The sequence below is a fragment of the Pseudomonas sp. MM211 genome (genome assembly GCF_020386635.1).
Classification (GTDB): domain Bacteria; phylum Pseudomonadota; class Gammaproteobacteria; order Pseudomonadales; family Pseudomonadaceae; genus Aquipseudomonas.
Genome location: NZ_CP081942.1, coordinates 2,534,313 through 2,557,038 on the forward strand (window position 1 = coordinate 2,534,313; position 22,726 = coordinate 2,557,038).

General features: G+C 58.7%; 22 protein-coding genes and 2 pseudogenes. 9 read left to right on the top strand and 15 right to left on the bottom strand.

Annotation, left to right across the window (positions count from 1 at the left end):
* Positions 1–25 precede the first annotated feature (25 nt).
* The 3 genes from K5Q02_RS11540 to K5Q02_RS11550 all read right to left on the bottom strand — a co-directional run bounded on the left by K5Q02_RS11540 (position 26) and on the right by K5Q02_RS11550 (position 2,550).
* On the bottom strand, positions 26–529 hold the full coding sequence (locus tag K5Q02_RS11540) for a L,D-transpeptidase family protein (protein ID WP_225839340.1): 504 nt from the start codon (positions 527–529) through the stop codon (positions 26–28).
* A 280-nt stretch (positions 530–809) separates the two neighbouring features.
* Positions 810–1,532 (bottom strand): pirin family protein, encoded by a 723-nt coding sequence (locus tag K5Q02_RS11545; RefSeq protein WP_225839341.1) that lies wholly within the window; start codon positions 1,530–1,532, stop codon positions 810–812.
* Between the two features lie 130 nt (positions 1,533–1,662).
* Positions 1,663–2,550, bottom strand: a complete 888-nt coding sequence (locus K5Q02_RS11550) for a LysR family transcriptional regulator (protein WP_225839344.1) — start codon at positions 2,548–2,550, stop codon at positions 1,663–1,665.
* Positions 2,551–2,647: 97 nt separating this feature from the next.
* On the opposite strand from K5Q02_RS11550, the gene K5Q02_RS11555 reads away from it, so the two are divergent.
* Both K5Q02_RS11555 and K5Q02_RS11560 read left to right on the top strand, forming a co-directional pair.
* Entirely contained in the window at positions 2,648–3,796 is a 1,149-nt protein-coding gene (locus K5Q02_RS11555; RefSeq protein WP_225839345.1) for a pyridoxal phosphate-dependent aminotransferase, read from the top strand.
* Positions 3,797–3,966: 170 nt separating this feature from the next.
* A complete protein-coding gene (locus K5Q02_RS11560) occupies positions 3,967–4,749 on the top strand; it encodes an amidohydrolase (protein ID WP_225839347.1) in 783 nt (260 codons plus the stop codon).
* Between the two features lie 422 nt (positions 4,750–5,171).
* On the opposite strand, the gene yghU is transcribed toward K5Q02_RS11560, so the two are convergent.
* The 3 genes from yghU to K5Q02_RS11575 all read right to left on the bottom strand — a co-directional run bounded on the left by yghU (position 5,172) and on the right by K5Q02_RS11575 (position 8,164).
* A complete protein-coding gene (yghU, locus tag K5Q02_RS11565) occupies positions 5,172–6,017 on the bottom strand; it encodes a glutathione-dependent disulfide-bond oxidoreductase (RefSeq protein WP_225839348.1) in 846 nt (281 codons plus the stop codon).
* Between the two features lie 228 nt (positions 6,018–6,245).
* The gene (locus K5Q02_RS11570) at positions 6,246–7,409 is read right to left on the bottom strand and encodes an alpha/beta fold hydrolase (RefSeq protein WP_225839349.1); all 1,164 of its coding nucleotides are present in this window, start codon (positions 7,407–7,409) and stop codon (positions 6,246–6,248) included.
* A 125-nt stretch (positions 7,410–7,534) separates the two neighbouring features.
* Positions 7,535–8,164: a LysE family translocator gene (locus tag K5Q02_RS11575; RefSeq protein WP_225839351.1), complete on the bottom strand. Its 630-nt coding sequence runs from the start codon at positions 8,162–8,164 to the stop codon at positions 7,535–7,537.
* A 97-nt stretch (positions 8,165–8,261) separates the two neighbouring features.
* Here K5Q02_RS11575 and pdxR point away from each other — a divergent pair, with 97 nt between their 5' ends.
* Positions 8,262–9,476, top strand: coding sequence for a MocR-like pyridoxine biosynthesis transcription factor PdxR (pdxR, locus tag K5Q02_RS11580; protein ID WP_225839352.1), 1,215 nt, complete (start codon positions 8,262–8,264; stop codon positions 9,474–9,476).
* A gap of 409 nt (positions 9,477–9,885) precedes the next feature.
* Here pdxR and K5Q02_RS11585 read toward each other — a convergent pair whose 3' ends face one another.
* Together K5Q02_RS11585 and K5Q02_RS11590 are read right to left on the bottom strand one after the other, a co-directional pair.
* Positions 9,886–10,389, bottom strand: coding sequence for a lipocalin-like domain-containing protein (locus K5Q02_RS11585; protein WP_225839354.1), 504 nt, complete (start codon positions 10,387–10,389; stop codon positions 9,886–9,888).
* Between the two features lie 168 nt (positions 10,390–10,557).
* The gene (locus K5Q02_RS11590) at positions 10,558–11,442 is read right to left on the bottom strand and encodes a LysR family transcriptional regulator (RefSeq protein ID WP_225839355.1); all 885 of its coding nucleotides are present in this window, start codon (positions 11,440–11,442) and stop codon (positions 10,558–10,560) included.
* Positions 11,443–11,583: 141 nt separating this feature from the next.
* Between K5Q02_RS11590 and K5Q02_RS11595 the strand changes: the two genes are divergently transcribed.
* Entirely contained in the window at positions 11,584–12,372 is a 789-nt protein-coding gene (locus tag K5Q02_RS11595) for an SDR family NAD(P)-dependent oxidoreductase (protein WP_225839356.1), read from the top strand.
* 85 nt (positions 12,373–12,457) lie between these two features.
* A complete protein-coding gene (locus tag K5Q02_RS11600) occupies positions 12,458–13,075 on the top strand; it encodes a nitroreductase family protein (protein WP_225839358.1) in 618 nt (205 codons plus the stop codon).
* Positions 13,076–13,203: 128 nt separating this feature from the next.
* Here the strand turns inward: K5Q02_RS11600 and K5Q02_RS11605 are convergent, their stop codons facing one another.
* Positions 13,204–14,124, bottom strand: coding sequence for an aromatic alcohol reductase (locus tag K5Q02_RS11605; RefSeq protein WP_225839360.1), 921 nt, complete (start codon positions 14,122–14,124; stop codon positions 13,204–13,206).
* 94 nt (positions 14,125–14,218) lie between these two features.
* Here K5Q02_RS11605 and K5Q02_RS11610 point away from each other — a divergent pair, with 94 nt between their 5' ends.
* Complete coding sequence (locus K5Q02_RS11610) at positions 14,219–14,614, top strand: winged helix-turn-helix transcriptional regulator (protein WP_225839664.1); 396 nt, start codon at positions 14,219–14,221, stop codon at positions 14,612–14,614.
* A 69-nt stretch (positions 14,615–14,683) separates the two neighbouring features.
* Here the strand turns inward: K5Q02_RS11610 and K5Q02_RS11615 are convergent, their stop codons facing one another.
* From K5Q02_RS11615 to K5Q02_RS11630, 5 genes and pseudogenes are all read right to left on the bottom strand, one after another.
* Positions 14,684–15,175 carry a hypothetical protein gene (locus K5Q02_RS11615; RefSeq protein WP_225839362.1) on the bottom strand — a complete coding sequence of 164 codons (492 nt, stop codon included), beginning with the start codon at positions 15,173–15,175 and terminating at the stop codon, positions 14,684–14,686.
* Between the two features lie 247 nt (positions 15,176–15,422).
* The gene (locus K5Q02_RS24565) at positions 15,423–15,998 is read right to left on the bottom strand and encodes a methyl-accepting chemotaxis protein (RefSeq protein WP_442964001.1); all 576 of its coding nucleotides are present in this window, start codon (positions 15,996–15,998) and stop codon (positions 15,423–15,425) included.
* 9 nt (positions 15,999–16,007) lie between these two features.
* Positions 16,008–16,730, bottom strand: a pseudogene (locus K5Q02_RS24570) (PAS domain-containing protein); the annotation flags it as partial.
* A gap of 208 nt (positions 16,731–16,938) precedes the next feature.
* Complete coding sequence (locus tag K5Q02_RS11625; RefSeq protein WP_225839365.1) at positions 16,939–17,946, bottom strand: GGDEF domain-containing protein; 1,008 nt, start codon at positions 17,944–17,946, stop codon at positions 16,939–16,941.
* 2 nt (positions 17,947–17,948) lie between these two features.
* Positions 17,949–18,815, bottom strand: coding sequence for a hypothetical protein (locus tag K5Q02_RS11630; protein WP_225839367.1), 867 nt, complete (start codon positions 18,813–18,815; stop codon positions 17,949–17,951).
* A 771-nt stretch (positions 18,816–19,586) separates the two neighbouring features.
* Here K5Q02_RS11630 and K5Q02_RS11635 point away from each other — a divergent pair.
* The 3 genes and pseudogenes from K5Q02_RS11635 to K5Q02_RS24580 all read left to right on the top strand — a co-directional run bounded on the left by K5Q02_RS11635 (position 19,587) and on the right by K5Q02_RS24580 (position 21,958).
* The gene (locus K5Q02_RS11635; RefSeq protein WP_225839368.1) at positions 19,587–20,114 is read left to right on the top strand and encodes a DUF4124 domain-containing protein; all 528 of its coding nucleotides are present in this window, start codon (positions 19,587–19,589) and stop codon (positions 20,112–20,114) included.
* A gap of 800 nt (positions 20,115–20,914) precedes the next feature.
* A pseudogene (locus K5Q02_RS24575) lies at positions 20,915–21,040 on the top strand (hypothetical protein); the annotation flags it as partial.
* Positions 21,041–21,253: 213 nt separating this feature from the next.
* Entirely contained in the window at positions 21,254–21,958 is a 705-nt protein-coding gene (locus tag K5Q02_RS24580) for a methyl-accepting chemotaxis protein (RefSeq protein ID WP_442964002.1), read from the top strand.
* 59 nt (positions 21,959–22,017) lie between these two features.
* Here K5Q02_RS24580 and K5Q02_RS11645 read toward each other — a convergent pair whose 3' ends face one another.
* A complete protein-coding gene (locus K5Q02_RS11645) occupies positions 22,018–22,641 on the bottom strand; it encodes a LysE family translocator (protein ID WP_225839666.1) in 624 nt (207 codons plus the stop codon).
* Between the last annotated feature and the right edge of the window lie 85 nt (positions 22,642–22,726).

The following is a 22,726-nucleotide window of genomic DNA, read 5'->3' on the forward strand; positions in this document are numbered from 1 at the left end:
CGCGCAGCAGACTTTGGATAGGTTCTCAGGGGCGAATCTCGATCAGCGTGCCGTCCTTCACCATCGCCCAGACCTCGCGCATATCGGCGTTCTTCATGGCGATACAGCCTTCTGTCCAGTCCAGGGTGTGGAAGAACCACTCGGGGTATTCGTCGTCCACTGGCGTACCGTGGATCATGATCATGCTGCCCGGCTTCACCCCGGCGGCTTTGGCCTGGGCCTGATCGCGGGCGTTGGGGTAGGAGATGTGCAGGGACAGCTGATAGTTCTCGCTCTTGCGGCGCCAGTCGATCCAGTAGAAACCTTCCGGCGTGCGTAGGTCGCCTTCGCGCTGCTTGGCGCCAAGCGGCTGCTTGCCCAGGGAAATGCGGTATGACTTGAGCGTTTCGCCCTTGCCGATCAGGTGCAGCCGACGCTGGGACTTTTCCACCAGGATCTTGTCGACGGTCGCGGCGGGAGACGCAGGCGCGGTGGCGGCCTGGCCAGCGAAGGTCAGAGAGAGCAGGGTGAAGGCGAGCAACCAACGCATGGGATTTCGACTGAGCGGATGGCCGGCGAGCGGCGGAGGCTCATTCTAAGGCAGGCGTATAGGGGCGCCTAGGGGATAGCGACAAGAGCCGCCATTGGCATTGGTAGCCTGGCGTAGAGCGAAGCGAAACCCAGGAAGCGGTATCCGCTCTACTCAAGCCAGCAAGACCGAGCACTGTTCCCCGCGCATCGCTCCGCTCAGAGACAGGCTACGAAAGCAGGCAGCGACACCCAGGGGATTCCCCCGGGTATCGCTTCGCTCAACGCCGGGTTACTGCCTGTCAGGACAGCGACGGCAGTTCGTTGGGGCGCAGATCGAACACCAGCACTTCGGCCTGTTCGCCGTTGCTCAGGTGCAGGTCACGCACATCGCGCAGCCGTACACCATCACCCGCCTGCAGCGGCTGGCCGTTCAGCTCGACGCTGCCGCGTGCCACGTGAACGTAGGCATAGCGGTTCTCGTCGAGCTGCAACTGAGCCTGCTCGGCGCCGTCGAACAACCCGGCATATACCCGCGCATTCTGCCGTACGGTCAACGAGCCATCGGCGCCGTCTGGCGAGATGATCAACTGCAGGCGACCGCGTTTCTGCGCTTCGCTGAAGTGCTCCTGCTGGTAGCGTGGCTCGGCCTGACGCTCGCTCGGCACTATCCAGATCTGCAGAAAGTGCACCGAGTCGCTGGGCGAGTGGTTGAACTCGCTGTGCGAAACACCGGTACCGGCGCTCATCAGTTGCACGTCGCCAGGGCGGATCACCGAGCCGGTGCCCAGGCTGTCCTTGTGCTCCAGGGCGCCTTGCAGCACGTAGGAGAAGATCTCCATGTTGCGGTGCGGGTGCTCGCCGAAGCCCTGGCCGGCAGCCACGGTGTCGTCGTTGATGACCAGCAGGTCGGAGAAGCCCCTTTCTTTCGGGTTGTTGTAGCTGGCGAAAGAGAAGGTATGGAAGGAGTTGAGCCAGCCATGGTTGGCGTGGCCACGATCGGTCGATTTACGGATAGCCAGCATGATGAATCCTCCTGTTGATGATCGCTGCCTGATTCGGCGGCATGGGAGTGAGTCTACTGACTATCTGTGGATTGATTAACCGGCTGAAATTGGAATGATTGTCTTCTTTGGGTTGACTATTATTCAGGGCTCAATCGCCCATATGCTGAATCTGTTGCTTGATGAAGTCCGAGAACACCTGCACCGCCCGCGCGGATTGCCGGTGTTGCGGATACACCGCGTAAACCGCCGCCGCCGCTGGCCAATGCGCCTCGAGTATCGGAACCAGGGCGCCACTTTCCAGCGCCTGACCGACGATGAAGGTGGGCAGGTAGGCGATGCCCATGCCGGCGATGGCTGCATCACGGATCAGTTCGCCATTGTTGGCGCGCAGCTGACCACGCATGGTCAGGTTGCGGGCCTTGCCCTGATCGCGCAGGCGCCATTCGACATGCCGGCTATGGCCGTAGAGCAGGCAGGCATGCCGCTGCAGATCATCGAGGTTTTCCGGCGTGCCGTGCTCGTGAAGATAGGCCGGGCTGGCGCAGAGAATGGTCTGCATGTCGGTCAGGCGCTTGGCGATCAGGCTGGAATCTTCCAGCGTGCCGATGCGGATCGACATGTCGTAGCCGTCGGCGAGCAGGTCGACGGCACGATCATTAAGGTCGATTTCCAGATTGATGTGCGGGTGCTGCTGCATGAACAGCGGCAACAGGTGGCTCAGGTGCAGGGTCGCGAACGTCATCGGCGCGCTGACCCGCAGGGTGCCGCGCAGCGAAGCCCCCTGAGCCGACACCAGTTCCTGAGCGTCGCGCAGGTCGGCCAGGATGGTGGTGGCCTTGTCATGCAGCAGCACGCCCAGCTCGGTGGCCTGCAGGCGGCGCGTGGTGCGGTTGAGCAAGCGCACGCCGAGCAGCGCCTCGAGCGCGGCGACACGCCGGCTGACGTACTGCTTGGTGACGCCAAGGGCATCGGCGGCTGCGGTGAAACTGCCGGTGTCGAGGGTGGTGACGAACAGACGCAGGTCTTCGACGTTCATGGGCTTCTCATCGGTTGGCCTGCGATTATTACCGGGTGCGTGGGCTTCACGCCATCGGCTATCCTCGGCGTCTGCCTCAATTGCCCAGGACGTTTCGATGTTCACCAGCAAGTTGCCGTCGATCGGCACCACTATCTTCACCACCATGTCCCAGCTCGCCGCCCAGACCGGCGCCATCAACCTGTCCCAGGGCTTTCCCGATTACGATGGCCCCGAGGCGCTGCGCGAGGCCGTCAGCCGGCACATCGCTGCCGGGCACAATCAGTACGCGCCGATGACCGGCCTGCCGGCGCTGCGCGAGCAGATCGCCCTGAAGATCGGGCGCCTGTATGGACGCCAGGTCGGTGTGGACAGTGAGGTGACCGTCACACCCGGCGCGACCCAGGCGATCTTCTGCGCGATCCAGGCGCTGATTCACCCCGGCGACGAGGTGATCGTCTTCGACCCGAGCTACGACAGTTACGACCCGGGCGTCACCCTGGCCGGCGGCCGCTGCGTGCATGTCCCGCTGGCCAGCGGTGATTTCGCCATCGACTGGCAACGGCTGGACGCGGCGCTGAGCCCGCGTACCCGACTGATCATCCTCAATACACCGCACAACCCCAGCGGTGCGCTGATCAGCCGCGAAGAACTGGATCGCCTGGCCGCGTTGATCCGCGACCGTGATATCTATCTGATCAGCGACGAAGTCTACGAGCACCTGGTGTTCGATGGTCGCCAACACGCCAGTGTGCTGAGCCATGACGAACTCTATGCCCGCGCCTTCGTGGTCAGCTCGTTCGGCAAGACCTATCACGTCACCGGATGGAAGACCGGTTACGTGGTGGCGCCACCCGCGCTGAGCGCCGAGCTGCGCAAGGTTCATCAATACGTCAGTTTCTGCGGCGTGACCCCGCTGCAGTGGGCGCTGGCAGACTTCATGGCCGCCTGCCCCGAGCATGTGGACGAACTCCCCGGCTTCTACCAGGCCAAGCGCGACCTGTTCTGCGACCTGCTGGGAGGCTCGCGCTTCACCTTCAGCCGCACGCCGGGCACCTATTTCCAACTGGCCGATTATTCGGCGATCCGCCCTGACCTGGACGACGTGGCCATGGCCCAATGGCTGACCCGTGAGCACGGCGTGGCGGCGATTCCCGTGTCGGTGTTCTGCCAGACGCCAGATCCGGCGCAGCGTCTGGTGCGCTTCTGTTTCGCCAAGCGTGAAGAGACCCTGCGCCAGGCGGCGGAAAAACTACGGCAGATATAATTGCGCCGCGGGGAAGCGAACTGTAGGAGCGCCGCCCCCGGCGCGATGGTGGTGGCCATCACGCAGAATCGCGGGCGTGACGATAATCGCTGCGGGGTCGCAGCTCCTACAACTGGACAACGCAGCTTTATTCACATCGCACGGAACCGCATCCAGCAAGAGAGGCATAGATGAGCGAAACAACCAATCTGCAACTGGCGCTGATCCAGAGCGACCTCGCCTGGCACGATCCCGAGGCCAATCGCGGGCATTTCGAAGCGCAGCTGCAACAGGCTGCTGGCGCCGATCTGGTCGTACTGCCGGAGATGTTCAGCACCGGTTTTTCCATGCAGTCGGCCGAGCTGGCCGAACCGGAAGACGGCCCCACCAGCCGCTGGCTCAGCGCGCAGGCACAGCGGGTTGGCGCGGTGATCACTGGCAGCCTGATCATCCAGGCTGCCGATGGCAGTTATCGCAATCGTCTGCTGTGGGCGCGACCCGATGGTTCGCTGGCGCATTACGACAAGCGCCACCTGTTTCGCATGGCCGGAGAGCACGAGCACTACGCGGCCGGTGACCGGCAGGAGGTATTCGAGGTCAAGGGCTGGCGAGTGCGGCCACTGATCTGCTACGACCTGCGTTTCCCGGTCTGGAGCCGTGATCCCCAGGGCACCGACCTGCTGCTCTACACCGCCAACTGGCCCGCGGCGCGGCGCTCGCACTGGAATCGGCTACTGCCGGCCCGGGCGATCGAGAACCTGTGCTACGTGGCAGCGGTGAACCGCATCGGTGTGGATGGCAAGAATCACCCCTACAGCGGCGACTCCCAGGTGCTGGACTTCCAGGGCGACAGCCTGCTCGATGCTCACGACAAGGCCGGCGTGTTCCATCAGCGCCTGGATGGCGCCGCATTGGCTGCCTATCGCGAGCGTTTTCCCGCGCACCAGGATGCCGACCCGTTCGAGTTACGGTGACTCCTTGCGGTCGCTGATATTCAGTCCACGTACTCACAGTAGTCTGCCATGAGGTTGTGCCTGCGCAGGGTGTCGATTGTGGCTATGCGCTTTTCCATTTCGGCGACCTTGAGTTTGTAGAGTCACAACGGAACGCGACATGTGTCGAAAAAAGCGTCGGAAATACTGAGCTTCAAAGCCATGAATTGACACGCTGAGGCCCAGCAAAATCACATACTGGCTCGCACTACGACGTAACCAAACCGCCCAAAAACGGGTTCAAATATCCCTATCTTCCCGCCATATCAAAAAAAGCCCCGATGCTAAAAGCATCGGGGCTTTGTCGTTTCTACTCGCTTATTTACTGCTGGGGTTTTGGCGCGCAGGTCGAAACAATCACTTCTAATCGGAGGCCCTCGGCCTTCGCCGAGGGCCTTACTGCCTTAGGCCTTGTCCAGATCCGAAGCCTGATGGCGCTCGGGCACTTGCTGCGCTTCGTCGCCCCAGGTGCGATTGACGCGTTTGCCGCGCTGGACTGCTTCGCGGTTGGCGATTTCATCGGCCCAGCGTAGCAGGTGTGGGTATTCGTGAACGGCAAGGAATTCGGCTGCTGAATACACGTTGTTCCTCACCAGTTCGCCGTACCAGGGCCACACGGCAATATCGGCGATGGTGTAGGTGTCGCCCGCTAAGTAGCGGTTTTCGGCGAGTCGCTGGTTCAGTACGTCCAGCTGACGTTTGGCTTCCATGGTGAAGCGATTGATTGCGTACTCGAACTTCTCCGGCGCATAGGCATAGAAGTGTCCGAAGCCGCCACCCAGGTAGGGCGCTGAGCCCATTTGCCAGAACAGCCAGTTGAGGGTTTCGGTACGGCCAGCCGGATCTTTCGGAAGGAACGCGCCAAATTTTTCCGCGAGATAGAGCAGAATCGACCCGGACTCGAACACGCGGATGGGCGTATCCCCGCTCTGGTCGAGCAATGCCGGAATCTTCGAGTTGGGATTGACCCCGACGAAACCGCTGGAGAACTGGTCGCCTTCGGATATGCGGATCAGCCAGGCATCGTACTCGGCACCGCTGTGGCCCAGTGCAAGCAGCTCCTCGAGCAGGATGGTCACCTTCACGCCGTTGGGCGTGGCGAGCGAATACAGTTGCAGCGGATGCTTGCCGACGGGCAGCTCCTTGTCGTGGGTCGCGCCGGCAACGGGCCGGTTGATCTTGGAGAACTGGCCGCCGGAAGCCTCGAGGTGCTTCCAGACCTTTGGCGGTACGTAGGTAGATTGGGTCATCGATTCCTCCCCGTTAGCGTCATGAACATGCAGTCGAGACCAAGGCTATCTGGATTGCGCCCGGCATTCGAATGCGTTTTGCGCATGTCGATCATCGATTTCGATGATGTCGGTTCGTGGAGTGGGATTGGCAGATGTGGCCGGCTACATTCGGCAGGCAACCTGATCTCTTTTAAAAAACACCTGCTTTCGGCGTATTTCCTGCTGCTGCATTACCGAAGGATCGGTTCACGGGAACAATTCGTTCGCCACGCTTTTTGCGTTGAACAGATGTGCGTCGTTGTGACCGGCACCCGTCACCTGAAATTGCCGGTGGTGAATGTCCATGCCCCATTTGGTCGCTAGAAACTGTTCGTATCGCATGTAGGTCAATTGTCGCTCGACCCGCGTATGCCCCTGCAGCATGGCGCTGCAGCTGCGATCCATGACCCGATCATCGGGGTTGTTGTCCAGTGCTCCAACCATGTAGGTCACATCACGAGCGGCGTAGCGGTGCAGCAGTTGCTCGGGTGACAAATTCTGCTCGGTCAGATAGACAGGCGCGCCCTCCAGGCCGTAGCGATAGCGGTTGTAATCCGGGCACGTCCTATCGGCCGGAGGTTGGAATGCATCCGCCTGCCAGCGGTTGTCGTCCAGATACAGGTATGAAGACGGGCTTGAAACCACGTAGCGGACGGCAATGCCACGAGTAGCCAGCACCTGATCAGCACGCCCCAGGAGGGAATAGCGCTGCACCAGCTGTCCGCCTGCGGAGTGGCCGATCAGGATGATCTCCTGCATGCGGGGAAACCGTTTGCGGTCGCCCAAGTAGGCGAGCCAATCATCCAGCACGCCAAGGGCATGTATGCCGGGTCGGGCACCGCTCGATGGGGTGCCTTGCATCCATTCATCGTGAGGCCACAGAGGGATGTCAGCGTCCGCGTGCTTGTCCCTCTCGGTCAGAAAGTTGGGCGCCAGTAACAGCGTGTCGGTTTTCGCCAGCCCTGCTTGCTTCAACAGATTCAGACCAGAATGAAAATACTCATCGGCATTACGTTTGACCCCATGCACCAAGACCACCGCACGCTCGGCATTGACCGCCGTGTCCAGGTCGGCATTGGCGAAGGTGACGAACGAGTAGGGGTTGGAGGCGCCCAGGCGAATGGTTTGTTGGGGTGTTTCGGCAGCGAAGGCCTGCGTGGCCAATGCCAGCCCAGCCATGACCAGCGCCATGCTGCGTGACAGTGAAAGCAGAGAGAGGGATGCAGGCGCGAGGGAGGCTGTGCACGCAAGCGCCCAGCTGAGCAGTGAGTATCGTGATTTGTCTTTCATCGTCAGGTGGCCATCCGCGCAGTACATCCTGAAGAGGAGGGTGCGCTCACCGTTGCCGATCTTGTTTTCATAACGCGTCACCGTGAAAGAGTCCCGGACATGTAGGGACTGCTCCGGGGCTCGACGGGTTCAGTCGTCAGCTCTGCCAAGAGTCAGCCGCCTGGTCATCACCCACTCGCACTGGATGCCTAGATCAGCAGCACTGCTCACTCGAATGCATTGACCCCCATCACCGCCCCAAACGTCACCAATACCACCCCGGTGATCCGCTTGCCCCAGATTGCTGCGCCTGGCTTCGATAGCTTATCTGCCATCTTTTTCGCGGTGAGCGCATAAGTGCCCGATACCAGAAACTTGATCAGCACGAAGAGCAGGATCAGGCTCAGCAGCGCTTCGATATCTGCGTCCTGCGGGTTGCCCACGAATTGAGGCAGCAAGGAAGAGAAGAACAGAATCGCCTTCGGGTTGCTGATGCCTACCACGAACGACTTGCCCCACAGTGCTGACGTACGCTCGTACGGCGCTGGCTCCATATCGTTCAGGCGACGGGGCCGGGCCAGGCGAAACTGCTGAATGCCCAGCCACAGTAGATACGCCGCTCCGGCAAGTTTTATGGCCATGAACAGGTTCGGGTTGGCCAGTAGCACAGCATCGAGCCCCAGCAGTGCGCAACTGGCAAGTACTGCAATGGCTACTAGATCACCGGTCAGAATCAGCACTGCTCGGCCTGGGCCATACACCAGTGCGTTGTTGATCAGAAACATCGTTGAAGGCCCCGGTGAGCCAACCTGAGCGACGGCGATGAGCGCGAATAGAAAATAGTCCGTGAGAGACATGGCGACGACCTGAGTTGAATCGGGAAAGATGTCGCTACACTAGGGGCTAAGTGGCTCGGTCATCAGGGCCATATGAGCGAAACTGGTATGAACCATTATGCGTAAAGGCAAAGTCGCCCTGACCATGGAGCTGCCCTTGCCCGTGCATGGTGCTGCGACCACCAAGCAGGAAAGGGCTTACCTGGCTATACGCGATGCGATTCTCACTGGGCTTATAAATGCTGCCGACCGATTGCCATCGACACGTGTTCTTGCCCAGCGCTGGGGGATCGCCCGCGGTACGCTGGAAAGCGTCTTCGAGCGTTTGCAGCTCGAGGGCTATATCACCCGCCAGGTCGGCTCCGGCAGCCGCGTCAGCGCGATCATTCCTGATAGCTACCTGAAGGCCGTCGCCGACTCTCGCACCACTGCGCCAGTCCGTAGTGAGCCCACCGCGGTCGAGAAGCACCTAGCGCCGAAAGGTAAGCGGCTTCGGGCGCAGGTAGGCGTGCCCTTCGTCGCCCGCCTGGCCAACCCGAACCTCATCGCGCCAGCGGAATGGGCCGCGCATCTGCAGCGGGCAATGGCGGCAATGAAGCCCGAGCAGATGTGCGCCGCCGAGCCCCAGGGAACCTTGGCGCTGCGTGAACAGATTGCGCGATATCTGCGTAATCATCGGGGGATCAATTGCCAGGCCGAGCAATTGCTCATCACCAATGGTATTCGCCATGGCATCGATATGGTGGCTCGCTGTGTGCTGCGCCCTGGTGACCATGCCTGTGTCGAAGACCCTGGATACGCTGCGGTTCACCGCATCTTCGCAGAGGCGGGAGCCAGGCTGCTGTACGCGCCCATCGACGATGAGGGGCTCGATCTACGTGGCTTACCGGCGTCTGTCGAATGTCGCCTGGCCTATGTCACGCCGGCGCATCAGTCACCGCTGGGCGTGATCATGTCGGCCAATCGCCGGTTGGAGCTGCTGGATTGGGCGCAGCGCCAGAACGCCTGGATCATCGAGGACGATTACGACAGTGAGTTCAACTACCAGAGCGCGCCACTGCCGGCGCTGAAATCCATCGACTCGATGCAACGCGTCGTCTACTGCGGCAGTTTCAACCAGGCGCTGTTTTCCAACCTGAGGCTGGGTTATCTGCTGGCGCCGCCGGAGTTGCACAGCCGCATTCTCGCGCTCTGGGATACGGTGGGGCGCAGTGTCGGGGTTTCGGAGCAGCTCGGCCTGGCGGAGTTCATGCGTATCCTGCATTCCTGCGCCATCTGCGCCGCGCACGGCAGGCGTATCAGACGCTGCGCAACATCGTTATCGATACCCTGAAAGCTGAAGCGCCTGGCCGGTATCGCATCAGTGGCGAGCACGCGGGCTTTCACCTGATCCTCTGGCTGTCGCCCGATCAGGATGAGCAGGTGTTGCTGGCTGGTGCAGAGAAGTTGGGCTTGCAGCTACAACCGCTTCGCCAAGCCTGCCATCGGATCACGCTCGAGCCTGCCTTCGTGCTGGGTTTCGCAGCGCTCACTCCCGCGCAGGCCAGGCACGCCGCTCGTCAACTTGGCCGGCTGCTCAAGGGGCAGTAAGTCGCCTGGACTTTCAGCCAGATGACATTGGCTCAGACCAGACGCCAATCAGTCGAGCGGTTGTTGCCGTTGGGAGCTGCAGTGATTGGTGTGCATGGCGGGCTTTGTGCACTGGCTGCCATCGCTTCGCGCCGAAGTCGAAGCTCCCACAGTCAGTCAGCTGCTTTCACTCGCTCAAAGATGATGTGCACCTTGGTGCCGTCGGGGCGGGTGAAGTGTTCGGTCATGCGCGGGCCGTCGATCGTCAATTGCAGATCTTCCTTCGTACGTACCGAGCCGACCCAATTGGGAAAGGTCGAGCCCTCGACCTTGTTACCGCTGAAGTTGCCGTCCGCGTCGAGGGTGTAGCGGCCGAAGAAGCCAATGCTGCCTGACATCGCTGCGCGGTTTTCTTCATCGGTTCCTTCGCCACGCACGCTGGACTCGAACTTGGCAACCCGCGGGTCGGTAAGCACTTCGATAAACGTCAGATCCTCTGTGAAAACCAGCCAGCCATGCGGATTCGGCCCGTATGCATCCGACTCGACACCCTGGCGCTCCACCGTGGCACTGACCATGCGCCAGGTGCCAACGTACCGGTTCGTTGTGTCGGCGAAGCTGGCGTTGCACAAGGTCGCCGCGATGATCAGGGATGCAGCAAGTTTTACGATGCCCATGGAGATAACCTCGAATGCCTGATGCGGCTGTGCCCGCTGAGCATTCACCATAATCATCCCTGTCCAGAACATAATCCCCACCAATCGGGATGGGCCGGTGAGGGGATTTCACCAGTCGAGTGCCTGTCGGGCTCGCCTTCGAGAGTTTTGATAAGAAGGAGCAGGCCGCTAATCGTTCGCTAACTGATCGGCAAGAAACTCGACCATTGCCCGCACTCGGCGGCTTGGGTTGCTGGTCGCCGTCACGGCGTACAGATCGACGTGGGGCAGGGCGAATTCGTCCAGAGCCGTTTCCAGCTCGCCGCTTTCCAACTCCCTGCGCACCTCCCAGCGATTCTTGATCATGATTCCATAGCCCTGCATGGCCCAACTACGCAGCACGCCACCGTCGTTGGCGATGCGGTTGCCGCTGACGCGGATCGAGGCGGTCTTGCCGTCGACCAAGAAGGGCCAGGTGGAGAACGCCACGCCCGGGCGGTGCAGCAGTAAGCAGTTGTGCTCGACCAATTGCTCGGGGTGCTCCGGCTTGCCCCTGGACTGCCAATAGCCAGGTGTCGCGCAGATGATTCTTTGGCTTCGAATCAGCCCCCGAGACACCAGGTTCGAGTCCACCAAGGGACCGTTGCGCAGGGCTATGTCCAGGTTGTTTTCGATGAAGTCGACCACGCCATCGCCCAACAGCAAGGTGACCTGGATATCGGGGTGCAGCTCCATGAACCGGTCAATGATGGGAACCAGTTTCAGGCGCCCGAAATCACTGGTTGCGGTGATGCGTATCGGTCCTCTCAGCGAACATTCCGGACGTATGGAGTCGATGGAGTTGCTCCAGTCGATCAGCAGTCGCCTGGCGTTGGCCAGGAACTGTTCACCCTCGTGGGTAAACGTCAGCTTGCGTGTGGAGCGGATGATCAGTGGCGTACCTGTCTGCTCCTCCAGTTGCTGCAGGGCCAGGGTGACCGTCGAGCTGGCTACCGAGTTTCGACGGGCGGCGGCACTCAGGTTGCCCGTTTCGGCGATGCTGACGAACAGGCGTAGTGCATCGAAAGTGTCCAATCCCTGTGAGCCTCGAAGAAAGGTAGATGCTGAAAGACCATAGTTCGAGTATCTCGAAAAGTCATCTTGAGTCTGCCCCGGTTATCGAGAGGGGAAAAATGCGCCAGCATGAGCCCATCAACTAGATCAGGAGTTTCAGCAATGAATATCGATTTTACCGGTCGCAATGTTCTGGTCACCGGCTCCACCAGCGGCATCGGCTTTGCCGCCGCTAAAGGCTTTCTCGAGGCGGGCGCGCGGGTGGTCATCAATGGTCGAAGCGAGGAGAGTGTGCAGTCCGCCTTGCAGCGACTGGGGCCCTTGGCGGCCAATGCCGTGGGGTTCGCCGCCGACCTGAGTCACGATGAAGCCTGCCAGCAACTGCTGGCTGAACATCCGAGCTTCGATGTGGTGGTCAACAACCTGGGCATCTTCAACCCGCAGGATTTCTTCGAAACACCGGACAGTGAGTGGCAGCGTTTCTTCGAAACCAACGTGATGTCAGGCGTGCGTATTTCCAGGGCCTACGCGCCCGGGATGGTGGAGCGCCAATGGGGCCGCATTGTATTCGTTTCATCGGAGTCGGCCCTGAACATTCCCGCTGACATGATCCATTACGGCTTCAGCAAAACCGCACAGCTGGCGATAGCCAGAGGCTTGGCCAAGCGCCTGGCGGGCACCGGCGTGACGGTCAACTCCGTGCTGCCCGGCCCCACGCTATCGGAAGGTGTCGCCGAGATGCTCAAACCTGCGGTGGAGAGCTCGGGCGAGAGTCTGGAGAAAGTAGCGGCGGACTTCGTCGTTGCCCATCGCGGTTCCTCGATCATCCGCCGTGCATCCAGCGTGGACGAGGTTGCCAACATGATCATCTACGTCAGCTCCGAACAGGCTTCGGCCACCACTGGCGCGGCGTTGCGCGTGGATGGTGGCGTCGTCGACAGCATCGTCTGACGCCAAGCTAGCGCGTTCCACTTCACTTCAATCAAGAGCCGACGCTGCCCGATCCGGGGCGGCGCTGTCTCGCCCGGAGTTTGTTATGAATACATCGATCATCAAGGCAATCGAAGAACGGCAGACGATCAACCTGTTCGACGCTTCGCGCGGCATCGACGATGCCCAGATCCAGGAACTGGTGCGGCTGGCTACTACCGCGCCCACCGCATTCAATCTGCAGAACTGGCGCTTCATCGCCGTGCGCAGCGCCGAGGCCAAGGCACGTCTGCGCGCTCTGGCCTGGGATCAGGCTAAGGTCACCGAAGCCGCAGTGACCTTCATCCTCTGCGGACAGCTCGCCGATCATCGCTCCCTCGAGCGCCGGCTGACGCCCAGTGTCGAGGAGGGCTTCATGCCCGAGAGCATGCTGCCGCTCTGGGAGTCGGCGGCGAAGGGGCTGTATTTCGAGCAACCCCAGCGCCAGCGTGACGAAGCGATACGCACCGCCACCTTCGGCGCGGGTACCTTGATCCATGCAGCCAAGGCGATGGGCCTGGGTTCCTCGCCCATGATCGGCTTCGATGCCGAAGCGGTGGCGCAGGCGTTTTCCCTCGCCGAGGATGAAATACCCGTGATGCTGCTGACGGTAGGGCACCCGTTGCCCGGCAACTGGCCGCAGAAACCACGGCGCCCGCTCGAGGACGTCTTGACCCTGGTTTGACGTGCCCCTCAAGGAGAACCTGGCCCCTGGCTGAACGGCTTCCTGAATCGCAGCCAAACCATCAGGTGAGATGGCAGCGGTTGTGCGTTCGAGTCTCGGCAGTTGGCTGGAGTACGCAGCATCACGTATCAGCGCAAATGCCGTTCGATCCATTGCGCGACGTCGACGGTATCGATCTTCGCTCGTGCGTTGTAGCTGTCCACCTTTGGCCATGCGACGCCTTTACCTTCGGCGAACACCGCCCGGTACTTGCGCAGCGAGTCATCGGGTGCTGCAGCCAGCTCGGCCTTGAGCGCGGGCACCGTCCATTCCACGCGCTCGACCTTGCGGTCGAGTAGCTGATTGACGGTGTCCGCCAGTTGCCGGTAGGTGAGGGTGTCGCCCGCGGTGAAGACGACCTGGTTGACCAGCTCCGGCTCGAACAGGATGGCAGCCGTCAGTCGGCCGATATCTTCCGGTGTGGTGACCGTTACGGCAGTGTCCCAGCTGCCCAGCGCGCGCACGGTGTTCTGGCTCAGATCCACTACGCCGAATGCAGGTTCGAACAGAAAGCTGGTGAACATGCCGGTGGAGATGATCAGCCATTGCACCCGTGACTGGCCGCGCAGCAGTTGACGCACGTCCAGCTGTTCGTCGAACAGGTTCTGCGGGCTGCCGCGGCCGATCACGTCATAATCCACACCGAACTGCCAGGGCACATAACGCTTCACAGCCGACTTCAGTGCTGCCCTGGCCAGCTTGCGCTGTATGCCTGCCCCGGCTGCGAACCCCAAGCAACTGACCAGCGTGTCGAAACCACTGAACAGCGCGGCGAGCTTTTCTTCGGAGTCGTTTGCGGCATCTGCAGATACCACTTCGATACCCAGTGTGCTCAGTTCTTCGAGCGTCTGGCGTTTGCTTTCTGAACCGGTATCAAGAGCGGATGCTCGCAGCATCACCGTTACCCGCGCTGCCGGCTGGGCCGCCAGTTCGCGGAGCACGGCCATGCCGAGTTCACCCGCGCCCAGGACGAGAATGTTGTCGGTTTTTACAGGAGACTGTGGTTGCATCGGTTACTCGCAGTGAATGATCAGTGATGTTTTTATCCTGTCACCATTGGCGAACATCCAGAAGAAGGCACACGAGTGATACCGCATGAACGCAATGACCGAAGAAGAGGTAATTCGCTTATCTCAAGCCACCTGCGACGCACTCAGTGACGAGGACGACGGGCTCAAGCGTGAGGTTCTGACTCATGCGGGCAATCGCTGGTCGCTGGGTATCGTCCATACACTGGGAGTAGAGGGAAAACTGCGGCATGCAGAAATCGGCCGGCGCCTACCGGGCATTACCCAGCGCATGCTGACCCGTAGCCTGCGACAACTTGAACGGGACGGATTGATCGCCCGTTGTGATCACGGCGAGGTGCCGCCACGTGTCGATTACCAACTGACCCCGCTGGGTCGAAGTTTTCTGGTGCACATGGTGCCGCTATGGACCTGGCTGCTGGAGCACGCAGAGGATTTTCACGCAGCGCGTGTTCGCTTCGACCAGGATTGAGCGTGCAGGGATTATCGAAGGTGACGGCTGGGGGCGTAGCCCCAGTCAGGCGCTGAAGGGGCAAACTGCTCAGGCGTGGGTACTGGCGCGTGCATTCCTTTTCTGCAGGAGCATCGACGCTTCGTTGTAGGCGCTCTGGAAGGCATCGCTGCCGATCCAGGCCACTGCCGCGTCCTCGTCGTCATCGTGAAAGATCCCGCGGTAGACGATCAGCAGGCCCATCATGAAGTCGGTCGCCGGGTCTTCATCTTCCTCGGCGACCACCAGTTCCAGCACCGGGTATTGCAGGAACACCAGGCACATCGCCAACAGGCTGATGCCTTCGGCCATCTTCATGGTCTGGAACAGGTCATCGAAATGTGCAGGGTCGAAACCGTTCTCCTCAATGTCCTTGAAGTCGAAGGTGCTCAGGTCGATTTCGACGTCATCAAACGGTTCGTTGATCAGCGGGTTGGCCAGAACCGGATGCAGCACATTGGGCTTCGGCTTGCCCATGCGGTTCTGCTTGGCCTTGGCTTTGGCCCGCTGGGCGCGTTTTTGCTGTTTGTCAGGGGAAGCCATGGAGGCGAGTTCCTTGTCCGGTGCAGCCACATTCATGGCCCAGGATAATCGGGCGTCCATTGTATTCAGTCTTGCTGGGTTCGTCGGTCAAATGAGGTGAATTTGTTTTTCCTGCTCTCTACACCTGTCTCCAATCCGAGACTGATGTCAAGGAGGTAGCCGGTGGCTGGGCATAGGAACTTGCTGCATCATCAGCAAGCATGTGGTTGAACCAATTACGCAGAGCCTATTGATTCAAACGTTTTGTTTATCGAAGATCCAATGCAACTCGACTAACGGCCTCCACGACCTTCCTTGCGCCTTGCTGGATGTCCATGATCGCGATGCCTGCTTGTTCAGCCAATTCCAAACCTTTACTTGCCTGGTTATGACTTTGTTCGATATGGACGGCTGCACGCTTTGCTAACTCTTGATTCTGGTCAACGACTTTAACTATTTCTTGAGTCGCGGAGCTGGTTCGTGCCGCCAGCTTACGGATTTCATCCGCGACAACGGAAAAGCCACGCCCTTGTTCACCGGCACGCGCTGCTTCTATCGCTGCATTGAGTGCGAGTAGATTGGTCTGTTCGGCAATGCCACTGATCGTTTCCACGATGGCGCTTATCAACACGGATTGAGAGCCGAGTGCATCCATGCTCTGGATCACCGATTGCATCTGCTCGGCGATCTTCTTCATGGCCACCACGGCCTCTCCGACCACGGCAGTGCCGTTTTCCGCACTCACGTCGGTTCTTTGCGAGACCTCGTAAGCAACCTCCGCAGCGTGTTTGACTTCGTTCTCTTTCTCGACCTGCTCAGTCACGACGCTAGCGAACTTGGCCACTTTGTAGAACTGGCCTTTGCCATTGACGATAGGGTTGTAGGTGGCTTCAAGCCAGACGGTTTTGCCTTTCTTGTCGATACGCTGAAACCTCCCGGCTATAAATTCACCACGGTTCAGTAGGCTCCAAAATTCAGTGTAATTCGGTGAGTTGGTGTCTTCGGGTGTGCAGAACATTCGATGATGCTTGCCTTCGATTTCATGGAAGGAATAGCCCATCGAGTTCAGGAAGTTCTGGTTGGCGGCAAGAACGCGGCCATCGAGTGAGAACTGGATGACCGCTGTGGACTTCGTCAGAGCTGACGAGAGTTCGAGACCGTCCAGTGACTGAAGATCCAAGCAATCGCTGAAAACATACCCCAGTATCGTTCGCTTTCCATTATCGGTTCTCGAGTGGAACCAGCGAATATTCAGCTTCGTGCAAGCACTGCTGGCGCCCTCGTACTGGCACGGCAAGGGCAGTACGTCCTGTGGATACAGCCCGGCAGCGAAGCCTTTTAATTTGGTTATACCCAGCTCACCAATCGATACTAGTTCGAAAATTCCATTTCCCAGCATCCTTTCACGCGGGAGTTTCATCAAGTCGCAAAGTGCATCGCTTACCGCGATTATCCTGCACTCACTGTCTAGCTTTATTGTCGGGCACTCCATTTCCAGTAGCTCTGTAGCCTGCTGCAACCGTTCAAGGTTGTTAGCCAATTTTGTCAGATCATGCTTCAGATTTCGATTAAACATGTTCTATCCTAAAGTTAATTAATGTGCCTTTATCAGTTTTTCTGTCTGGCTATGTGCATTTAGGTGGTGCAGGTCTAATTCGCTATCGTGGCTGGAGCGCCATGGCGGTAGGTGTTTGCTTATCTCTGATTGCAGTGAGTATTGGTTAGGAGATACATGGATTTTAATGAGAAGTTGACAGTGCAGAGTTTTACAGCTGTGAAGAATCTCAGCTAGTGGTGCTGATTTTGTTCTTTCCGGTGTTCTTTGCCATGTACAAGCAGCGGTCTCCGCGCACAAGAATTTCGGACAATTGATCACCTTTTGTAAATGGAACCAATCCTGCGCTGATGGTGAAAGCTACTGGAGATGAGTAACCGTTCCTGACGATTTCCAGCAATCGTTGCGCGTACGCCAACGCGGTCTTTTCGGATAGCGTATCGATGAAGACTGCGAACTCCTCACCGCCTATGCGCCCGTAGACAGAGTTTCCTTCCACGGCCCGAAAATAACTTGCCATGGCACAGAGCACTTGGTCTCCTACATCATGGCCATAAGAGTCATTGATTTTTTTGAAGTTATCTATATCAATCATCAGAAAGAAGCCTCCCGGCTTGCTTTCTGTGAATTTATTCAGCCTCTCCATAAACGCACGGCGATTGTAAATTGAAGTCAAGTAGTCCGTTTCGGCAATCATTCTGTAATGAGCCTCACCTGCTAGCGTGTCTTCCAGGGACTGCCAGTAAGTTCGGTTATTGACGAGTCCAAGCGTAAATGAGCTCACGAAAAAAACTAAGATGTAGGTATAGTCTGAACTGTCTGAGAGGTTGTCGGTTAACGGAAATACTATGGCCCAGGTTAAAATTGCAGCGATTAGAAAATCACTTTTCTTTCGAATCAGAAGCGACTCGCCGGTCACGCAGATTATCGAAAAAGCAAGAGAGAAATGAGTGTAAAGATAGGGCTCTTTGATGAATAATATTTTAAAGCTGAGTACGAATACGGCAACGAACAACAGGCCGCTGAAACGCCATGCGATTATCGATTTCGCGTAGGCCTGGGCGAAAAGAAGGAAGAATAAGATTATCAGTGGTAGCAATGTAAACGCTGATAGAAAGCTTGCGCCAAGAATGAATTGGACAGCCCCCCAACTCATTATTGCCATTAACTCAGTGGTGGCAATTCCTTTACGCAGCAACGCGATCGTTCGTTGCTGATCTAACGTCAGGGTAATCATATTCACTCATCAAAGGAGCTAAGCTCTTGAGCCTCACCTAATTCCACACTTACGAGAGTAGTGGCAAATGTGCAGGCCATCATCTCTCGCACGAAAGACTCGAATTTTGGGGTCACTTCGACGATTTTATTATGATTTTTGAAATAACCCCTGGTTTCGCCATCTCGAACCAACCGCATCAGGTGCGTACTGGATACGCCTAATCGTGAAGACAGCGCCGCATAGGTTGAGGATTTGTAACCACCCAGTTCGGTACGGTTTTTTGACATGTCGATGTACAGCGCAAGTACCGTCATGTAGCCGCCGTCTCTATTCAACATCCAATGCGCATCTGGCACGATGATATCCAGCGTGCATCTGGCTTCGAGAAGCTGTGCATAGCCTCTCAGAAATGCCTCGGAAGTGGATGAAGAGTCGGAAATAGTGAGAAACCTCAGATTCTCTATGCTCAATGAAGCCAGGGGTAGCAAATAGGTATTCAGAATCGCTTTTGTTTCAGCTAACGCCTGATCCGATGGTTCGTATATGCGCAGACGCCCATTGCTGGGGTGGCTGAGTATGGTCATACGCTTGGTAATCAGGAAAAATGAAAAGTAGGACTCTAGCGTGTTCTTTGACAGATACCCACGCTCTTCACAGAAGGATCTAACTGCGGATAGTGTCATACCTTTGCTCGAATAAAATTTTGATAGCAAGGCTAGTGCAACCATGTAGCGGTCGATCTTGAAAAGGGTTTTGTAAAATAGGGGGTTTAATTTGTACCTGGTCATCATCAGAGCGTAGTGATCTGTGATGACCTCATCGATATCAATATTCAATAATTTTTCGGTGATTTTATCTATACGTTCCCGAATGCATGCGTGCTTCATATAGGCCTCAGGCCACACGATAATTCATGGGTGTCATGTGGCTATCATTGAGGGCTCACTATACACAGGCTTCGGCGGAACGCCACGACTACCCAAAAATGTTCCAAGAGGCGCTATGAGCTATAAGGCGCAGGGCTTGCACGAAAAATGGTGCCACGCTGGACATGTTCGGCACACCCTGGCCGTTCATGCGCGAGTATTACCTGAAACTGGCTTTGAACTGCAGCAAAGTGATTCCCGTGCGCGCCGCAGACTTCGCTCCAGATCAAGCATTACCTGCAGCACCAATAGTCTGTTTCTAAGTTGCCCTTCGCTGAGTGCGCGGACGGCAACGACGTTTCCATCCAGATCTTCGCAGACGATGATAAGTCGATCAGGCTGCCGCTCGGTGTTGACGTTATAGATGCCTTGGAACGTGCGCGCGAGGGATTTAAGGAGAAGGTTCATAGGCACACCAATTAGTTCCTGACCAAACCGGAAATTCGCGAGAGATCTCGCTGAATTCAATTTGTGACAGGCTACGCATTTGGCTATTTCGTATCTATGATAATGCGATAATCATTTCTGGGTAGTTGAGTTACTTCATTGTGGTTATCTAGCTTGAGTGTAAAATCATATGCCCTTTTCAAGGGGTACTAGAAGTTATTAGGATAGACGGCACTAAAAGTACCGATTTGCTTACCAATCAAAGCCTGTATGAGGATGCAACCGATGGACTGCTTCAGGCCCCCTGTCGCGCTTCCAAGGGGGAGCGTTCGCAAGACGCTTCCATTGTTCCTGCTGTGCAGCGTCCTCTCTACGCAGGCGCTGAGCCAGGTGTATACCTGGGTGGATGAGAATGGGCAGAAGCATTTCGGCAGTCAGCCACCTGCCTCTCAGCAGCATGCCGAGCCAGTGAACATCAATCATGGGTACGTAGGGGATGGCCGAGCAGCTGCCCCGGCATTGCCTACTCAGAATGCAGCCAATGGCGCTGCTCCAGGCAAAGTGTCGAAGCGAGAAATGTGCCAGAGCGCCATGCGCTGGACGGCTATCGATATCGAGAACCTCAAGGAGATGGCCTTGGAGCGCAAGGAGGCCGGGCGAATCACGGCGGCCGAGTATGCGGAAGGGCAAAAGAACTTCGCCGGCATCGAGGAGCGGATCAGCATGCAGAACTGCGTGACCAGCTCTGGTGAGGATCAGCAGCGCTACGAATGTCTCTCCCAGGGGGCCGGCGTGATGGTCTGCTCGGGCCTGGCCGCCGCAGCGATGGAGGAGGGCATGGAGGAGGCCAAGAGGAAGGCGCAGAAGCGGTAACTTTCATCCGCGCCAGCGGCCTGTTCGCGCTGCCTTGCCAAAACGACGCGAGCGTTCAGTATCGAGTTTCTTCCGGACACTTGAAGTAGGCGGCGCTATCGAAGTCTCCGTCATTTATCTGCGAAGTTCTGCGTGCCTGACAGCCGGCTATCACGCTGCAACATATCCGTAACACAGCCTTCATAAAATCATCGCACTTCTCCCTCCCGTTCGAGTTTTCCATGAGCCTTGGTCGTTCGCTGCGTGCCCAATTGGTGTTGCTGATTGGCGGTGGTCTGGTGTTGATGTTGTTGATTGCGCTGGCGGGTTTCGCGCTGTTGTCGCGCCAGCTGGATGGCTATCAGGCGCTGCTCAGCGGCCCGCAGGAAGAGGCGCGGCAGGTGGATGCGGCCAACCTGGCATTCAAGATTCAGGTGCAGGAATGGAAGAACGTGTTGCTGCGCGGTGCTGACGAATCGCAGCGCAATCGCTACTGGCAGCAATTTCAGGAGGAAGAGGGGCGCGTGCAGGCGCAGATCGGCCACTTGATCGAAACGGCAGGCAGCGCCGAGCTGCGTCAACGTCTGAGCGAATTGCGCCGCGCACATGCCGAGATGGGCCAGGCCTACCGCCGCGGTTATGAGGCCTTCGCTGCGGCAGGATTTTCCGCCCAGGCCGGTGACGCGGCCGTGAAGGGCATCGACCGAGCCACCACCGAGCAACTGTCGCTGCTGGTCGACGAACTGCACGAGCGCAGCCAGGCTAGCGCCACGCAGTTGAGCGAGATCGCCCAGCGCAGCGTGCTGTTCGGCAGCCTGGCGATGCTTGGGCTGGGAATATTGCTGGCGCTGCTCAGTGCCTGGCTGGTGAATCGGCGCATCACCACGCCGCTGTTGCAGGCGACTGGGCAACTCGACCTGCTCAGCCGTGGGCAGTTCGGTGAACGTCTGAGCGAAGGCCGCGAGGACGAAGTAGGGCGCCTGGCCCAGGCCGCTAATCGCCTGCGAGAGTTCATGCAGGCGCTGTCGCAGCAACTGCGTCGTGGTACCGGCGAGCTGGATGCTGCCACCCATGATTTGAGCAGCGTGGCCGGGCATATCGGTCACGGTATTCGTGAGCAATTCTCGCGCACTGATCAGGTTGCCACCGCCATGCATGAGATGAGCGCAACGGCTGATGAGGTGGCACGGCATTCTGCTGCAGCGGCCCGGGCTGCGGATGAAGCCGATCAGGCTGCCCAGGAAGGCGAAGCGACCATGGCCAGCACCATCGCCACCATCGAGCAGATGCACAGCGAGATCACCCGTACGTCTGAGGTGATCACCCGCCTGGAAAGCGACAGCGAGCGCATCGGCAGTGTGCTGGACGTGATCCGCGGCATCGCCGACCAGACCAACCTGCTGGCCCTCAATGCGGCCATCGAAGCAGCACGCGCGGGCGATGCAGGCAGAGGTTTCGCAGTGGTGGCCGATGAGGTGCGTAATTTGTCGTTTCGCACCGCCAGCTCGATCAGCGAAATCCACCAGTTGATCGCCAACGTGCAGAGCGCCTCGAAGGAAGCCACCGCTGCCATCAATGCCGGAGCCCAGCAGAGCGCAGCAGGTCGTGCCCAGGTCGGCGTTGCTGGCGAACGTTTGCACAGCATCACCGAGGCGGTGGAAGCCATCCGCGACATGAACCGGCAGATCGCTACCGCCGCCGAGGAGCAGACCTCGGTTGCCGAAGACATCGCCCGCAACCTGGCGGAGATTGTCTCCATCGCCCAGAGCAACGAGGCCGACCTGCAGCGCAGCGAGTCGGCAAGCCGCGCCATGCAAGGGCTGTCTGGCGATCTGTCGACGCTGGCAGCGCGCCTCAAGGATTAACCGAAACGGCTCACGCATGCCCGTCATTGGGCGTGCGGTGAGCGCCAGCCCACGTATCATCAGTTCCTCAGCAATAGGCCCAGCATTCCCAGCGCCAAGGCGATCAGGAACAACCCCGAGAGCCGCTCCAGAGCAGGCAGTGCGCGCTGGAAACGGCTCAGCAGGCGCCCGTTACCGATGGCCAGCGCCACCAGCAGGCCCCAACTGAGCACCACGGCGAACATCCACACGCCGTAGAACAGCTTCCAGCCGACGCTGCCCTGCGAACTGCCGAGCATGCTCGCCAGGCTGACGTAAAACAGCGCGTTCTTGGGGTTGAGGATGCCCGACAGAAACCCCATGCCGGCGGCTTGCAGCCAAGTGAGCTGGGCTGGCGCGGCCCCGTCCGCAGCCTGCAGCACGCTGCTGCCAGCGTGGCGAATAAACAGCACGCCGAGATAAAGCAGGTACAGGCAGCCGACCAGCTGCAGCACGATAAAGGGCACGCTGCCCGGCTGCAGAACCGACACCCCGGTAAACGCCGCGACAATGAACACACCGTTGGCCACGGCAATGCCCAGGCAGGCGCCACTGGCGACTCGCCAACCCGCAGACAGCGACGTGCGGGCGACCAGAAAGAAATCCGGGCCGGGAGAAAGCAGCGCCAGGAAGTGGGCGGCGGCAATGATCAGGAACTGCTGCATGGCGGGCATCGCTTCTCGAGAAAAGGTGCCGGCAGTCTGTCGGTGCGCGGTGGGGCTGTATTGAAGGAAATCGTCAGGCGTGCAT

What these genes read in the sequence shown, in the direction of transcription:
- yghU (WP_225839348.1), bottom strand. Translation starts at nt 6,017, where the DNA reads ATGACCCAATCTACCTACGTACCGCCAAAGGTCTGGAAGCACCTCGAG.
- K5Q02_RS11645 (WP_225839666.1), bottom strand. Translation starts at nt 22,641, where the DNA reads ATGCAGCAGTTCCTGATCATTGCCGCCGCCCACTTCCTGGCGCTGCTT.
- K5Q02_RS11540 (WP_225839340.1), bottom strand. Translation starts at nt 529, where the DNA reads ATGCGTTGGTTGCTCGCCTTCACCCTGCTCTCTCTGACCTTCGCTGGC.
- K5Q02_RS11600 (WP_225839358.1), top strand. Translation starts at nt 12,458, where the DNA reads ATGAATACATCGATCATCAAGGCAATCGAAGAACGGCAGACGATCAAC.
- K5Q02_RS11545 (WP_225839341.1), bottom strand. Translation starts at nt 1,532, where the DNA reads ATGCTGGCTATCCGTAAATCGACCGATCGTGGCCACGCCAACCATGGC.
- K5Q02_RS11630 (WP_225839367.1), bottom strand. Translation starts at nt 18,815, where the DNA reads ATGAAGCACGCATGCATTCGGGAACGTATAGATAAAATCACCGAAAAA.
- K5Q02_RS11555 (WP_225839345.1), top strand. Translation starts at nt 2,648, where the DNA reads ATGTTCACCAGCAAGTTGCCGTCGATCGGCACCACTATCTTCACCACC.
- K5Q02_RS11595 (WP_225839356.1), top strand. Translation starts at nt 11,584, where the DNA reads ATGAATATCGATTTTACCGGTCGCAATGTTCTGGTCACCGGCTCCACC.
- K5Q02_RS11575 (WP_225839351.1), bottom strand. Translation starts at nt 8,164, where the DNA reads ATGTCTCTCACGGACTATTTTCTATTCGCGCTCATCGCCGTCGCTCAG.
- K5Q02_RS11560 (WP_225839347.1), top strand. Translation starts at nt 3,967, where the DNA reads ATGAGCGAAACAACCAATCTGCAACTGGCGCTGATCCAGAGCGACCTC.
- K5Q02_RS11605 (WP_225839360.1), bottom strand. Translation starts at nt 14,124, where the DNA reads ATGCAACCACAGTCTCCTGTAAAAACCGACAACATTCTCGTCCTGGGC.
- K5Q02_RS11615 (WP_225839362.1), bottom strand. Translation starts at nt 15,175, where the DNA reads ATGGCTTCCCCTGACAAACAGCAAAAACGCGCCCAGCGGGCCAAAGCC.
- K5Q02_RS11610 (WP_225839664.1), top strand. Translation starts at nt 14,219, where the DNA reads ATGACCGAAGAAGAGGTAATTCGCTTATCTCAAGCCACCTGCGACGCA.
- pdxR (WP_225839352.1), top strand. Translation starts at nt 8,262, where the DNA reads ATGCGTAAAGGCAAAGTCGCCCTGACCATGGAGCTGCCCTTGCCCGTG.
- K5Q02_RS11550 (WP_225839344.1), bottom strand. Translation starts at nt 2,550, where the DNA reads ATGAACGTCGAAGACCTGCGTCTGTTCGTCACCACCCTCGACACCGGC.
- K5Q02_RS11625 (WP_225839365.1), bottom strand. Translation starts at nt 17,946, where the DNA reads ATGATTACCCTGACGTTAGATCAGCAACGAACGATCGCGTTGCTGCGT.
- K5Q02_RS11585 (WP_225839354.1), bottom strand. Translation starts at nt 10,389, where the DNA reads ATGGGCATCGTAAAACTTGCTGCATCCCTGATCATCGCGGCGACCTTG.
- K5Q02_RS24580 (WP_442964002.1), top strand. Translation starts at nt 21,254, where the DNA reads ATGAGCGCAACGGCTGATGAGGTGGCACGGCATTCTGCTGCAGCGGCC.